This is a genomic window from Mucilaginibacter koreensis (assembly GCF_054783355.1).
Map to the genome: position 1 here is coordinate 607,163 of NZ_BAAGQS010000001.1, position 16,385 is coordinate 623,547.

At 43.4% G+C, this 16,385-nt stretch carries 9 protein-coding genes; all 9 read left to right on the plus strand.

Features of this window, described 5'->3' with window-relative positions:
* Positions 1-135: 135 nt before the first annotated feature.
* The 9 genes from ACYVNW_RS02675 to ACYVNW_RS02715 all read left to right on the plus strand — a co-directional run bounded on the left by ACYVNW_RS02675 (position 136) and on the right by ACYVNW_RS02715 (position 16,380).
* The gene (locus ACYVNW_RS02675) at positions 136-1,800 is read left to right on the plus strand and encodes a RagB/SusD family nutrient uptake outer membrane protein (protein ID WP_460678298.1); all 1,665 of its coding nucleotides are present in this window, start codon (positions 136-138) and stop codon (positions 1,798-1,800) included.
* Positions 1,801-1,814: 14 nt separating this feature from the next.
* The gene (locus ACYVNW_RS02680) at positions 1,815-2,261 is read left to right on the plus strand and encodes a DUF5004 domain-containing protein (RefSeq protein ID WP_460678299.1); all 447 of its coding nucleotides are present in this window, start codon (positions 1,815-1,817) and stop codon (positions 2,259-2,261) included.
* Between the two features lie 27 nt (positions 2,262-2,288).
* Positions 2,289-3,290, plus strand: coding sequence for a DUF4961 domain-containing protein (locus tag ACYVNW_RS02685; protein WP_460678300.1), 1,002 nt, complete (start codon positions 2,289-2,291; stop codon positions 3,288-3,290).
* Between the two features lie 147 nt (positions 3,291-3,437).
* Positions 3,438-6,467 carry a SusC/RagA family TonB-linked outer membrane protein gene (locus ACYVNW_RS02690; RefSeq protein WP_460678301.1) on the plus strand — a complete coding sequence of 1,010 codons (3,030 nt, stop codon included), beginning with the start codon at positions 3,438-3,440 and terminating at the stop codon, positions 6,465-6,467.
* 29 nt (positions 6,468-6,496) lie between these two features.
* On the plus strand, positions 6,497-8,203 hold the full coding sequence (locus ACYVNW_RS02695; protein ID WP_460678302.1) for a RagB/SusD family nutrient uptake outer membrane protein: 1,707 nt from the start codon (positions 6,497-6,499) through the stop codon (positions 8,201-8,203).
* A 38-nt stretch (positions 8,204-8,241) separates the two neighbouring features.
* Positions 8,242-11,373, plus strand: coding sequence for a SusC/RagA family TonB-linked outer membrane protein (locus tag ACYVNW_RS02700; protein WP_460678303.1), 3,132 nt, complete (start codon positions 8,242-8,244; stop codon positions 11,371-11,373).
* 94 nt (positions 11,374-11,467) lie between these two features.
* Positions 11,468-12,640 carry a prolipoprotein diacylglyceryl transferase gene (locus ACYVNW_RS02705; RefSeq protein ID WP_460678304.1) on the plus strand — a complete coding sequence of 391 codons (1,173 nt, stop codon included), beginning with the start codon at positions 11,468-11,470 and terminating at the stop codon, positions 12,638-12,640.
* A 22-nt stretch (positions 12,641-12,662) separates the two neighbouring features.
* Positions 12,663-13,877 carry a DUF4185 domain-containing protein gene (locus tag ACYVNW_RS02710; RefSeq protein WP_460678305.1) on the plus strand — a complete coding sequence of 405 codons (1,215 nt, stop codon included), beginning with the start codon at positions 12,663-12,665 and terminating at the stop codon, positions 13,875-13,877.
* Positions 13,878-14,094: 217 nt separating this feature from the next.
* Positions 14,095-16,380 carry a GH92 family glycosyl hydrolase gene (locus tag ACYVNW_RS02715; protein ID WP_460678306.1) on the plus strand — a complete coding sequence of 762 codons (2,286 nt, stop codon included), beginning with the start codon at positions 14,095-14,097 and terminating at the stop codon, positions 16,378-16,380.
* Positions 16,381-16,385 lie beyond the last annotated feature (5 nt).

Consider the following 16,385-nt stretch of genomic DNA (forward strand, 5'->3'; position numbering starts at 1 on the left):
ATAACAAGGCAATTTCTTTGCCCTGGCCGCTTGAAGCGGCATCAATAAATAAAAACTGTAGATGACTATTGTAAACGTTATCATATGAAAAAACTTTACGCTTGTATTTTAGGTGTAACGTGTTTTGTGCTTGTCATGTCCTGTAAAAAGGAGGGCTTTCTGGCGCAAACACAAACCACTAACCTGTCTGAAAACACTGTATTTACCGATAGTGCTAATACGGTAGGTTTTCTGTCAAATATTTATTCAAACATCGGCGTAAGCTTCAGTCCCAGCCGTTTTGGGGTTGGGGGTATAGATGCTGCGTCTGATGAGGCGGAGGTATTTAATACCAATGGTTCAACAGCGTTAAGTTTTGCTACGGGTACCATCAATTCTGCTGTAGTTACCAATGATGTATATGTTAATTGCTACAGCAATATCAGGTCAGTAAATCAATTTCTGAAAAATTTGCCGAGTGCACCAATCAGGGCATTTTCCAAAACACAGTATAAAGCTGAAGCCCGATTTTTACGCGCCTGGTACTATGCTATTTTATTGAAACACTATGGCGGTATTCATTTGGTAGGCGATAGTTTGTATAACTATACAGACCAGATACCGGCCGGCAGGAACACGTATGCTGATTGCGTTAAGTATATCATCTCAGAATGTGATGCCGCTGCCCAGGATTTGCCAATGGTGCAATCCGGCTTAAGTTATGGCCGTGCCTCAAAGGGCGCTTGTATGGCATTAAAATCAAGGGTACTGTTGTACGCTGCCAGCCCGTTGTTTAACGAAAAACCTTTGGCTACCGATAATAAGGTAGGTGTCTTGGTTGGTTATCCTACCTATGATAAACAACGGTGGAAACTGGCGGAAGATGCCGCTGCAGCCATTATCAGTTCGGGAGCGTACAGCCTGTATTCAGATAACAGTGCACCCGGTAAGGGCTTCCAGATGTTGTTTACTCTGCGCTATAACAGCGAGTACATATTTGCTTTAATGCGTCCATCAAATGCCGATTTTGAAAACCTGTGGGATCCGCCGTCACGTACGGGTACTGGCGGTGCGTTTCCGCTGCAGGGATTGGTAGATGCATTTCCGATGAGTAATGGATTGCCTATTACAGACCCGGCCTCTAATTATGATCCTAAAAACCCGTATGCCAACCGCGACCCCCGTTTAGATTATTCGATTATTCATGATCAAACGCAGTTGCAAAACCGACTGTCTTCTGGCCTTTCGCCTGTAAATATTTATATAGATGAGCGCAATGGTGTACGTACTTCGGGTCCTGATGCAGTGCGTGCAGGTACCCGTACCGGTTATTATACCAACAAAATGCTGGATCCGGCTGCTGTAGCGAATGATTTTACACATCCAACCAACCGTTGCTGGCCGTTAATGCGCTATGCGGAAATACTACTGAACTATGCAGAAGCCGCTAATGAATACGACGGCCCAACTTCTTTAGTGTATGATGCTGTGGAAAAAGTAAGGCAGCGTGCTGGTCTAAACCCCTATAAGTTGCCTGCCGGTTTAAGCCAGGCAGCTATGCGGCAAGCAATTCAAAACGAGCGCCGTATTGAACTGGCTTTCGAGGAACACCGCTTTTGGGATGTGCGCCGCTGGCGGATAGCCGACCAAACGGAGAACATTACAAGTATGGGTATGGAAGTGCTTCGCAGTGGTGGCACGGTAACTTATACACCGTTTGTGGTACGTAAACGCAATTTCAATACTGCCATGTATCTCTGGCCTTTCCCGCAGAGCGAGGTGGCAAAGTCGGCCGATTTAATACAAAACCCCGGATATTAAAAAGTTTTAACAATATGAAAGTTAAAAATGTAATAGGGCAAGCCTTTTTGCTCACTTTGGTGTGCATCATCATTAGTGTTAGCGCCTGCAAAACAGAAAAAATTATCCCTGCACAGGAGCCTGCTAAAGATATCAGTGGCAAATGGCAGGTAATTAAAGCTACCCGTAACGGTACTGATATCACCAAACTGGTTGATTTCAGTAAGTTCAGGGTCAGTTTTGATGCCGGAAAGTATACGCTGCTTGATAAGCTGCCTTTTCTGGTAAACCAGGATGGAAGTTATTCGCTGGATGATCCGCAGTATCCTTTTCAAATTGCTTTTACTGCAAATGGGGGTAAAGCTGTAGCCACATCTTTTACTTATCCTATTGTAAATGGTGTACGGCAGTTGAGCATTACGTTCAGCCCTGGTTGCGCTAATAACAACTATGTGTACGTTTTTCAAAAAGCCAGTAATTAATCACAATACCGTATCAAACTTAACTATATGAGAATACCTCTACATATAAAAGGAAAAAACTTGTGGAAGACCTGTGCTTTCATTCTGCTGGGCATTATACTGGCCTGCTGTGGCGAAGTGATCAACAGTGTTGACCAGCCATCTACCGCTACTGTAGGTTCAACCGTGCCCATCACAGTACACATCAGCATTCCAACTGTAGGTGATGGTGGACCCGATTACCTGATATTCGGTTTTCTGGTACCTAAGGGATGGCAGGCGTCAAAAAATACTACAATTACCTACACCAGTCCCCGCGGTAATGGCACCATGACTCTAATTCCTAATACCGTGATTGCCAAAAACGGCGGCGGTTTAAATTGGCCGGATTATATGAAAAAAACCTTCGGAATAGGAGGGAACCTGATTGATGATATGGAGTGGGTAGCCTACCAATCTGATAAATCATTCAACCACAGCGGAGGGGAAACCATTAATGGCGACTTGAATATTAGAATAAAAGTAGGTGCCGACAATAATAACACTTTGGTGAAACTGGGTTACTGTATTTCTGATAGCGGTAATGGTTTTACCAGTGATAACAACGGTACCTATTACAGCTCTATGTTTACGCCTTGCTTTCAGCTTACCGGCGGTTCTGGCGATGTGGTGGATTTTTGCAACCCGCAGTTAACTACCATCAACCCACCAAAATCGTTGGATAATGATTTTGTAACCTTAACTTATGATGGTACTATAGTAAATACGCCGGTATCGGGTTCACAAAGCGTGTACTTATGCGCTACTGCATATACCAATGATGGCAAAACGGTTACCGTTTGCGAGCAAACTGATAGAACACGCATGGTGCAATCACCTGCCGGCAGTAACAAATACCAGCTTACTTTCTGGCCGCGGTCATTCTTCGGCATTTCGGATGCGCAAACGATTGTGAAAATGGAATATTTCATTACCAATCAGGCTGGCACAGCCAAAGTGGGGTATGGAAATACATTAAGTCCGTTTGTATACACCTTCAAATGCAGTTAATTAAAGCATAATTTATTCAACCTAAATAACCAGGAAAATTGCTAAAACGATTTTCTTCTGTAAACAATAACTTAAACTTCTGAATATATGGCTTACAGCTACTTAAATAAATGTTTTACCCTTGTTTGTATATTCACATTTTTTGTGATGACGAACGGGTATGCAGCCATGCAGGATACCACCTCCAAAACAGCGCCTTACACCGATGGCCTTGCCGGCACTGTAGTAGACGAATACGGTGTACCCTTGAAAGGAGTGAAAGTGGTTGTAAAGCAACGTGCGGATTCAACGGTTACTGATGCTGACGGCCGTTTTTCAGTTAAAGTAAATACCAACGAAGTATTGGTGTTTAGCCATAAAAACTTTTATGTGCGTGAGGTAAACGTGCAGCGGCAGGATACTTTGCTGGTACGCCTGATTGCATCTTACCTAAAAGCACCGGATCGTATTCATGTGCTTTATGGCACGGCTAACCCGGCTAATACCTTAGGTTCAATTTCAACATTATATACCAGCCAATTAACTACAACGCCCGCCACTTTATACACGTATGCATTACCGGGGCAACTGGCAGGTTTATATACACAGCAGTACAGCGGCTTTGCTGCACCTCGTACTGCAGGCCAAACCCAGGCAGATTTTATTGGCAACGTAGTACAGCACAATAACTACTCGGCCGATGATAATACAGAAATTATGCTGAGCCTGCGCGGCCAAACGCCCATCACGGTAATTGACAACGTACAGCGAGAAATTTCCTCTATAGACCCGGAGAGTATTGAATCTATATCTGTATTGAAGGATGCGTTATCAACCATGCTACTGGGCAACAACAGTTCAAGAGGTGTATTGCTGGTGACCACCAAGCGGCCCGAAATTGGTAAACCTCGTATTTCATTTACTGCGCAAACTGCTTTGCAGCAGCCATTAGGCTTGCCCAACCCATTGCCAGCCTACCAATATGCTTACCTGTATAATGAGGCTTTGCAGAATGATGGCAGGCCGCCTATCTACAGCAGTGCCGATTTCAATGCCTACCGCAACCATACTAATCCTTACGGACATCCGGATGTAAACTGGTTTAAAACTTTACTACGCAATTATTCACCGCTCACCAGTTACCGGCTTAACGTAAACGGTGGCACCCAGGTGGCACGCTATACTATTTCACTGAATTATCTCGACCAGGCCGGTATGTTCAAAACGGCTGCATCATCACCTTATAACACCAATAACGATTTGAGCAGATACATGATCAACTCGGATTTAAGTGTGAATGTAACCAAAAACTTCACGGTAGATCTGCAACTGTTCGGCCGTATACAGCAGTTTACACAGCCCGGTTATGGCTATGCCTCTATTTTAAACACGCTGTACACCACGCCTAACAATGCGTATCCTGTTTATAACCCCAACAATTCATTTGGTGGTACCACACTATACACCAACAACCTCCTATCACAAACGCAATTTTCGGGTTACCAGCGCACTAATACTAATGATGTGCTGGCTAACCTGGATTTAAATTATGATTTAAGCAGTGTAACGCCGGGCTTGTCGGTAAAAGGTAAAGGCAACCTGGCTTTCTCATCAGGTAGTTTTATCAACCGCTCGTTGCAGAACAATACTTTCCTGCTGGCCGGAGAGAATGCCTATTCACCGGTAGGTGTTGCGGTGTCGCAGGCCAATGTTTTTAACACGGTATCAAGCGCCAGATTTGCTTATGCGCAGGGCACCGTGAATTATGACAGAAGCTTTGGCAAACACAATGTAAGCGGTTTGTTTTTGTATGATTACCGCTCAGTAGTATTAAATTACGATTTATCGCAGGTAACTACTAACCGCGCCTTAAAAGGTGCCTATAATTATGATGGTAAATACTTTGTAGAAGCTGCAGTAAATAACAGCGGTTACAACCGCTACCCGCCAGGGCATCAATTCGGTATTTTTTATGCAGGCGGTTTAGGCTGGCAAATGGCTCGTGAGAACTTTATTAAAGACAACATCAGCTGGTTAAACGGCTGGAAGTGGCGCGTTACCTACGGACAAACCGGTAATGCCAACGTTGATGCCTTCGGTTATTATAACTTTTTGCAAACGTATTCAAACAGCAATGGCTACGCTTATACTACAGGTGTAAGTCGCAGCAATGTGCAAAGCTATATTGAAAATGCACTTGCCAACCCCAACATCAGTTGGGAGAAAGGTCATAAGCTGGATATCGGAGCCGACATTGCATTATTCCACGACCATTTAAAAATTACAGCTGATTATTATCATGACCGATACTCGAACCTGTTACAGGTACGTGGCGCAAGTATAGCTTTGTTGGGTACCGGCTATCCTTATGAAAACATTGGCATCAACTTGTATAAGGGTGGGGAGTTAACCTTAACTTATCAGAACAATGCCGGTAATTTCAACTACTTCATTTCAGGCAATGCATCGCTGCAAAGCAGCAAAGCTGTTTTTAGTGATGAACCGTTGAATCCATTCCCCTGGACAAGGCACACCGGGCAGCCAGTTGGCGCTATTTTCGGATACCGGGCCACTGGTATTTTCCAAACCGCCCAGGAAGCTGCCACAAGCCCGACTACGGTTGGTTACAGTGCACAAGCCGGCGACGTAAAATATGCTGACTTAAATAATGATGGCGTGATCAACCAGTTTGATATCGCTCCTATAGGTAACACCAAGCCTTTATTCTTTTACGGCACAACCTTGGGTTTCAATTATAAGGGAATCAGCCTGAGCGTAATTTTACAAGGGGTAAATAACCGCGATATATTATTTAACAATGTGCTGGCAAACGGTTTTTCTGCCGTAGGCTTCCTCAATTACAGCGGACAGGGTTATGATTTAATAAATGCCCGGTGGACACCTGAAACCGCCGGTACGGCCACACAGCCCCGCTCATCTTTAGGCAATGCCAATAACACTGCTTACTCTTCACTTTATATCCGCTCAGGCGATTATTTCCGCCTAAAAAATGCGGAGATCGGGTATAACCTACCGTTTCAATGGGTTCGTAAACTCAAAATATCAGGTATAAGAGTGTTTGCCAATGGCGAGAACTTACTTACGCTTTATGGCTATAAAGGTGTTGACCCTGAAGTTTACGGCATAGCCTATCCGATACAACGGGTATTTAATGCAGGTATCAATATTAAGCTATAAACCTTATGGCTGATTTAAACATGAATAACATGAAAAGATATAACAGTGCAATTGCAGCCATTATAGGCATGGTGATACTGGTAGCCGGCTGTAAAAAGTATGAGCAATTCCCGGTAGATAAAGTAACCATCAATTACGTATTTGACCCGAAGGACTCTGCCGGGGTTAACGCGCAGGCCTTTTTGTATGGCATCTACGGAAAATTAAAAAACGGCCATAACCGTGTAACCGGCGATTACCTGGACGCCGCCTCTGATGATGCCATGTCATCGGCTTCAAGTTCAACCAATAGTGTAACTGTACTGGCAACGGGGGCTTACAACTCTTACACCTTACCTGCTGATGAGAATTTGTGGGCTTATTATTATCAAGGCATACGTAGTTCTAATGAGTTCATCAATAATATTGATGTTGTACCCGTACTGGCCAAATACAAAGGATACTCCATTAAATATTTATGGAAGAACGAAGCCCGTTTTTTAAGGGCTATGTTTTACTTTGAACTGGTAAAGCGTTACGGTGGTGTGCCGTTGCTGGGCAATAAAGTATTCACTCTGAACGATGATGTAACACTGCCCCGAAATTCTTTTGCTGATTGCATCACTTACATTGTAAACGAATGTGATGCCATTAAGGATACTTTGTTAACTGTTCCGCTTGATTTTCCGAATGCTGATAGTCATAGGGCTACCAGAGGAGCAGCAATGGCTTTAAAAGCACGAGTGCTGTTGTATGCTGCCAGCCCATTGTTTAATGGCGGAAATATTGATGCCAGTAACCCCCTTACAGGCTATACCAGTTACAATGCCGCCCGCTGGGCACAAGCTGCAGCAGCAGCTAAAGATGTGATGAACTTAAACGTCTATAAACTTGTAACCAACTATAAAGATATCTTCTTGACCCAAAATAATACGGAAATCATATTTTTCAGGCAGGGAGATTTTGGTTATAATATTGAAACCACAAATGGCCCGGTAGGGTTTACCGGAGCTACTGGCAAAGGGCAAACCAGCCCATCGCAGGACTTAGTGAATGCTTTCCCGATGAATAACGGATTAGCCATCACTGATCCAGCATCAGGATACAACATCAACAACCCTTACGCCAACCGCGATCCGCGCCTGAGCAATAATATTTTATATAACGGCGTACAGTGGCTTAACACGCAGTTGCAAACCTATGAGGGTGGACAAAGCAAGCCAAATGGCACATTGCAGCAAACCCGTACCGGTTACTATATGCGTAAGTTTATGGGCAATTTCGAAAACGTAAACAATTACAGCAACCATAACGAAGACTGGCTGATACTACGCTATGCTGATATATTGCTTGGCTATGCCGAAGCGCAAAATGAAGCCGTAGGCCCAACCAGCGAAGTTTACCAGGTACTCACCAGCCTCAGGCAGCGGGCAGGGATACAAGCAGGCACTGGCTTATACGGTTTAAAAGCCGGTATGACACAGGCCGAAATGCGTGCCGTTATTCAAAATGAGCGCCGCATTGAAATGGCCTTTGAAGAAAGCCGTTACTGGGACATCCGCCGCTGGAAGATAGCTGAAACAGTGATGAACCAGCCCGGCACAGGTGTATCTATAACGCTTACAGGCTCAAGCCTTACTTATAATTATGTAACTGCGCTTGCTACCAAATTTCAGGCTCCCAAAATGTACCTCTATCCTATACCATACGATGAAGTGTTGAAAAACCCCAACATGAAGCAAAACCCGGGATGGTAGTTACAACAAACAGTATTGAACCTTATAACCAAGATACAATGAGAAGACTTATACTTTTCTTTCTATTCATATGGCTGATGCTGCCTTATGCATCTTTTGCCCAGGGCAGAGTAGTAACCGGTACGGTACGCGATTTAACCGGAGCATTGCCCGGTGCATCTGTCATCGAAAAAGGTGTACCCTCAAACGGTGCGGTAACCAGTACAAATGGCAAATTTCAATTAACGCTCAGGGGGCAGTCCAATGCAGTTATCGTACGTTTTATCGGTTATATCCAGCAGGAAATTCCGGTAAAGTCTGATAAACCTTTAGATATCATTCTGCAAACCAACAGCAATGGTTTAGATGAAGTTTCGGTAGTTGCTTACGGTACCAAAAAACGTATCACCAACACGGGGGCTGTGAGTTCAATTTCGGCTGCAGATATCCGTACTGTACCTACGGCCAACGTTCAAAATGCTTTATCAGGTAAGTTGCCGGGTTTCTTTTCGCAGCAAAGCTCAGGTCAGCCCGGTCGCGATGCTTCTGACTTTTTTATTCGCGGGGTAAGTTCTCTGAACCCTATTGGTAACCGTCCGCTCATTATTGTTGATGATATTGAATACAGCTATGAGCAGTTGCAGCAAATTAACGTGAATGAGATTGAGAATATATCCATCCTTAAAGATGCTTCAAGTACTGCCATATATGGCATTAAAGGTGCCAACGGCGTGTTGGTGGTAACCACCCGCCGCGGTAAGGGTGGTGCACCACAGGTTAACCTGCGCGTTGAGAACGGTATACAGGCACCTACTAAAACGCCTAGGTTTTTAGACTCCTATAATACAGCAGTATTAATTAATGAAGCTTACCGCAATGATGGTAACGCACCTTATTTTACGCAACAGGATTTGGATGCCTTTAAAAGCAGTAATGACCCGTACGGACATCCGAATGTAAATTGGTATGATGCAATTTTTAAAAAGTATTCTTACCAAGCTAATACCAATCTGGATATTTCGGGCGGTACCAATGCGCTTAAGTATTTTATTTCAGGTGGGGCACTTAGCCAAAACGGTTTGGTGAAAGATTTTGCTGATCCGCAAAGTTTGGTAAATACCAACTATTATTTCAAGAGATATAATTTCCGCTCTAACCTGGACTTAAAAGCGAATAAAAACCTGGATTTACGCTTGGATGTGAGTACTCGCTTTTCAGACCTGAACCAGCCTTATAATCAAAACGCGGTTGGAGAGGTGTATAACTTCACCAAAATCACACCTTTTTCAGCACCTTACATTAATCCTAACGGCACTTATTCTTATGCTTACCCAACAGATTTTAATCCTGACCGTTTACCAACACTTAATGCACGATTGGCTACCGGGGGATATCAGCATGCCAGAAGAACCGACTTTAACGTGCTGTTTGGAGCCACAGAGCGACTGAATTCTATCACTGAAGGTTTATCAGCCACTGCACGTGTAGCCTATTCAAGCATTGAGCAGTTTACCAAACAGATTTTTAATGGTGGTATACCAGCTTATCATTATGACCCCACCAATAACAGTTATTCGCTGCGCCCCGGTGCTACTTATGTATACCAAACCTATGCATTAACCGGTAATACAGACTTAAATACTAATAATTACAACGTACAATTATACGCTAATTACGACCGCACTTTTAACAATGCACATCACTTTAGTGGTCTTGCATTATTTAATCAGCAGTCACAAACTTATTTCGCCAATTCTGTTATTTTTCCAACCCTGGATCCTGCACAAACTGGTGTTCCTCAAAAGTTCAGGGGCTTTTCAGGTAAAGCAGGATATGACTACAAGCAAAAATATTTGGTAGAGTTTAATATAGCTTACAATGGTACCGACCGCTTTGCTGCCAATCATCGCTTTGGTACTTTCCCGGCTGTGAGTGTAGGATATAACTTGGTAAAGGAGAATTTTTTCTCAAAGTTACTGCCCGGTTTCAGCTTGTTTAAATTACGGGCCAGCTACGGTTTGGTAGGATCTGACGCAGCGCCTGGTGACCGTTATGTATATAACCAGGTATATATTCCTGGCGGAGGCTATAATTTTGGACAAACGATACAAAATTATAACTCTTACTATGAAGGTACTTTAAGCAACACTAATGTAGTTTGGGAAAAATCGAAAAAGCTGGACATTGGCTTGGATATGAACCTGTTGCATGATAAACTTTCGGCCACCATTGATTACTTTCATGACATCAGGTATGATCAGTTGATTACCCCTGGCAGCGTACCCCTGATTTTAGGTGTAGGTTTGCCGCCTGTAAACATAGGCCGCACACTTAATCATGGTTTCGACGGGCAAATCAGTTATCACGATAACTTTGGGAAGCTACAGTTCAATACTTCATTTGTATTCTCTTATGCCAAGAACAAAATTTTATTTTATGATGAGCCAAGGCCGGCCTACGCTAATTTAGCGGTAACCGGGCAGCCCATCAATCAGCCCTTTGGCTATCATTATTTAGGCTTTTATTCTGCAGCGGATATAGATGCTATCAAAGCATATCAAGCCGGGCATAACGGTTCTAATGCAGGCAATCCGGTTGCCATACCGGTTAATGCCTTTCCACAACCAGGTGATTTGAAATATCAAGATTTAAACGGCGATGGTATTATTAATGATTTTGATAAAATGCCAATCGGTCATCCTAATTTACCAAACACTACTTTGGGTTTAAACTTCCAGGCTATTTACAAAGGCTTTAGCATTAGTGTATTGCTGCAAGGTGCATTCAATTACAGTTTCGCTATTGTGGGTACGGGTATCGAGCCGTTCCAAAGCCAGTTTCAGCCTATTCACCTGGAGCGCTGGACACCTGAGAACAGTACTGATGCTACTTTCCCGCGTTTAACCAGAGACCGGAGTTCAATAAACAGTCCAAGCGCCTATTTGTCTGATTTTTGGTTAATTAACGCTCATTATGTGCGTATCAAAACAATTGATGTAGGCTACCAGCTGCCCACTAAATTGCTGCCTTTTCATATTCATAATGCCCGTTTGTATTTTAGTGCTTACAACTTGTTTACTTTTGATAACTATCGTAAATATCAGCAGGATCCCGAAATTTCTACCAATACTGCCGGTGATGCTTACATCAACCAGCGTGTAATGAACTTAGGGGTACAAATTGGCTTCTAACTTAATTATTACAAAAAAGGCTAACCCGTTAAGGCGTTAGCCTTTTTTGTTAAACTATCATTGCTTTCTTGTCTTCAACCTGATACATTAGTGTATGTTTCCTACCATTAATGACTTGCTGGCCTACCTGTTCCACCTTGGGCTGCCATTTCCGGTACAAACATTCGGCTTTTTTGTGGCGCTGGCTTTTTTGGCCGCCTATCAGGTATTCACTGCGGAGTTCAAACGCTATGAGGCTAACGGAAAAATTCACGCTTTTGCTAAAAAAGTCATTATCGGCAAACCTGCTTCATTGGCCGATTTAACAGCTAATTTTTTATTAGGCTTTGTGTTAGGTTATAAAGCAGGAGGGGTGGTATGGCAAAACGCCATATTTCAGCACAATCCGCGTGCTTATATTTTATCAGGTCAGGGCAATTGGTGGTTAGGTTTAATTGTTGGCTTAGGCTTCGCATTTTGGGTATATTATGGGCAAAATAAAAAAAGGCTGCCAGAGCCACATTTAATTGAAAAGGACATCCATCCTTACCAACTTATGGGGCGTATTGTTATAGCGGTGGGCATAGCTGGCGTAATTGGTTCCAAGCTGTTTGATGTGATTGAGCATTGGGATTTATTTAAGTATAACCCTCTAGGCGCCTTATTTAACAGTACCGGTTTTGCGTATTATGGCGGGTTGCTTTTTGGTGCACTTACTTACTTATATATCGGGCATAAACATGGTATGAAACTCATACATCTGGCCGATATTGGCTCGCCGGGAATGATGCTTGCTTATGGGGTAGGCCGCATCGGCTGCCAGTTATCTGGCGATGGCGATTGGGGTATTGTTAATACACATATAAAGCCTAAAGTTTTATCATGGGTACCAAATTGGATGTGGTCATTTCGCTTTCCGCATAATGCTATCAATGCCGGTGCTACTCTACCGGATTGCACCGGCAATTATTGTAATCAGCTTTTGCAAGGGGTTTATCCTACGTCTTTTTACGAAGCTGTACTTTGCATCGGCTTCTTTTTGCTGATGTGGGTACTCAGGGAAAAAATTATTACCCCTGGATTTATGTTTTTTATCTATTTAATATTAAATGGAAGTGAGCGCTTTATAATAGAGTTTATCCGGGTGAATCACCGCTATACGTTCGGTAGTTTATTACTTACACAAGCTCAAATTATTGGTCTGCTGCTCATCATAGGCGGTATATCCGGCTTTTTGTACCGGGCCGTCAAACATAAAAGTTTTCATAAAAAACTTCCGGCGGTGTAATTTTGATTACTATTGATTTTTAATGAAAAGCTTACAACTACATTATATCGCTGCAAGGGCAATTGCCGCAGTTCTGTTCCTGCTGTTGGGTGATAATCTCAATGCCCAAAACATCCGCAATAAAAAACCGGTAAACTTAACACAGCTTAAATTTAAGGTTGAGCAGGCCCCAGAATGGTCGGCACTTTTTAAGCGTTACAATGGCTGGTTTGGCGGCGATGGCATTTACACCATCCCCTTAAACGGAAAAGAACACCAAACTGCTGATAATAAGGGTAAAACACTTTTCATTTTCAGCGATAGCATGATTGGCCAGGTAACCGATAGCAGCATGCTGCCCGGTTACAAAATGATACATAATTCGGTAGCCTATCTCACCGGCAACCGGCCACTGAGCACCAATATGAAATTTTATTGGGCTCAGAATAAGGAACATGCACCCGAATCAGTTTTTATACCACACACGCCCGAAACTAAGGCGGGCGATTATTACTGGCTGGGCGATGGCTTTGTAAATGCCGATTATAACAACGCCGTTTATATATTTGGCTACCGCGTACGCAATGTAAACAGTGATGCTTTTGGTTTCAGGGAGGTAGGAAATACCCTTATTAAGATAGCCGCCGGTGCAAAGCCGCCGTTCACTACACAGCAGCAAATGGATACGCCGTTTTACCTGGAGGTAAATAAAGAAATAGGTTCTTTTGGCGCAGGTATTTATGTAAATACTATAAAAGCCGGTGCCCCTGCGCCCGACGGCTATATTTATGTATACGGTGTGCTGGGCTTGGCCAAGCAATTACTGGTAGCCAGAGTAAAACCTGCAAATTTTGAAACGTTTAATAAATGGACATTTTGGGACGGCAAAAGCTGGAATGCTGATATGCATAAAGCCGTTGCTGTTACTGATGGCGTATCTAATGAACTAAGCATCAGTGCACTGCCCGACGGAAGATATGCTTTAGTATTTCAGGAAGGCGGAATGGGGAAGATGGTTGGCATGCGTTTAGGTGCCAGCCCGGCCGGGCCTTTCGGACCGGTTATTCATTTATGGGATTGCAGTAAAGATTTGGAAGATAAGACGTATGTAGTGTATAACGCCAAAGCACATCCCAGCTTATCATCACGCGGCGAACTGCTCATTAGTTATAATATCAACTCTGTTGATTTTATTAAAGACCTCAACAAAAATCCGCATTTGTACCGTCCGCGGTTTATCAAAATAAAATTTCAATAAATTATAGTAATTTCTTGCAGATGTAAATTTTTAGTCTCAAATTAGTAAAACGATTTAGCAGTTGATTGTTACTTTTGGATTTTGATTGGTTATCGGGGGATTCGGTCAGAGTTCCCCGATTTTTTATGAGTTTATCATAAGCGTAATTCTTTAATAAAATCAATGCGTTAACTGTTCTGAAAGCGATTAGCCAATACGTTTACCAATTATATACTCCATGAAATTTAAGCCCTTATTAGTTACCGGCTTGTGTACAATGCTGATGTCATATACGTTATTTGCACAAGAAGCCAATCTGGTTAAGTATGTAAATACAACGCAGGGTACCAATACCAAATATGAGTTCTCCTATGGCAATACTTACCCTGCTACTGCTTTACCATTCGGTATGAACACCTGGACGGCTCAAACCGGTAAAAACGGCGATGGCTGGAAGTATCAGTACTTTGTGCACAGCATTCGCGGGTTTCAGCAGTCGCACCAGTGCAGCTCATGGGTAAATGACTATGCGGTATTTTCATTGATGCCCGTTACCGGTGCATTAACGGTTAACGAAGATGCACGTGCGGCCACATTTTCTCATGATAACGAAATTGCGCAACCCAGTTATTACCGGGTAAAACTGAACAATAATATCACTACAGAAATGACACCAACGGAGCGGGGCGCACATCTCCGCTTTTCTTTTCCCAAAGCCAAAAGGAGTTACCTGGTGTTAGATGGCTATACCAAAATGAGTATGGTAAAAATCATACCATCAGAACGAAAAATTGTGGGTTATGTAAACAATGCCCGCTGGGTACCACAGGGATTCAAAAACTATTTTGTGATTGTGTTCGACCAGCCTTTTAAAGCTTATGGTACCTGGGAGAATAAGCATGACCAGCTTAAGCAGCAGAATTTAACTGATGAAGGAGAGGGGATAGGCGCTTATTTAAAATTTAAAGATGGAGCTGTGGTACAGGCAAAGGTAGCCTCTTCTTACATCAGCCCCGAACAGGCTGAAATTACATTTAACAAGGAGTTAGGCAAATACCGCAATTTTGATGAAACCCGTAAGGCAGCAGACCAGGTATGGAACAAACTGTTGGGCCGCATGGCAGTTGAAGGCGGCACCGAAGAAGAAAAGGCAACCTTTTATTCCTGCCTGTACCGTGCCAACCTGTTTTCACATCAGTTTTTTGAATATGGTAAAGATGGTAAGCCCCATTATTATAGCCCGTACGATGGTAAAGTACATGAAGGCTACATGTATACTGATAATGGTTTTTGGGATACCTTCAGGGCACAATTTCCTTTAAATACATTGCTGCATCCTACCATGCAGGGGCGATACGTACAGGCGCTGTTGGATGCCCAGCAGCAGTGCGGCTGGTTGCCGTCCTGGTCTTTTCCGTCCGAAACGGGAGGGATGCTGGGTAATCATGCTATCTCTTTACTTACTGATGCTTGGGTAAAAGGTATACATACTTTCGACCCCAAACGTGCGCTCGAAGCTTACTATCATGAGGCTACCAATAAAGGCCCTTGGGGAAGCGCTAATGGCAGGCCCGGCTGGAAGGAGTACTATGCCAATGGCTATGTGCCATTCACTCCTCAAACGCTGGGTTCAACCGCCTGGACACTCGAATTTGCTTATGACGATTTTTGTGGCTACCAGCTGGCACAGCTCACCAATCAGCCTTTTTATGAAAACGTGTTTGGCCGACAGATGTACAATTACAAAAATCTGTTCGACGCCAAAACCGGCTTTATGCGGGCTAAAGATGCCACCGGTAACTGGATTGAGCCCTTCGACCCACTGGATTGGGGCGGCCCCTATACCGAAGGTAACGCCTGGCACTGGACATGGTCAGTGTTTCATGACACCCAAGGGCTGATTAATTTAATGGGCGGCGATAAAAGCTTTACAGATAAGCTTGATGCGGTGTTCACTACACCCGGCACCATCAAGGTTGGTGGTTATGGGCAGGTAATTCATGAAATGACCGAAATGGCAGAATTTAAGATGGGCCAGTATGCACAAGGCAATGAGCCTATTCATCATATGTTGTATATGTATAATTATGCCGGACAACCCTGGAAGGCACAGCAGCATTTGCGCGAGGTAATGGATAAAATGTATAATGCCACAGAGAATGGTTATCCCGGTGATGAGGACGAAGGGCAAATGTCATCGTGGTATGTGCTGAGTGCGGCCGGCATTTATAGTGTTTGCCCCGGTACCGACCAATATGTAATTGGCAGCCCGGTATTTAACAAAATGACTATCTCGCTCGAAAATGGGAAGAAGTTTATCATTGAGGCCGAGCACAACAATAAGCAAAACGTGTACATTCAATCGGCAACTTTAAATGGTAAACCCTTTACCCATCACTGGATTACTTATGCGGATATCATGAAAGGTGGTACCTTGCATTTTGTAATGGGAAACAAGCCTGCTTTAACACGTGGACTAACAGCTGAAGACCGTCCCTTTTCACTATCAAATACCATCAGATAATCATC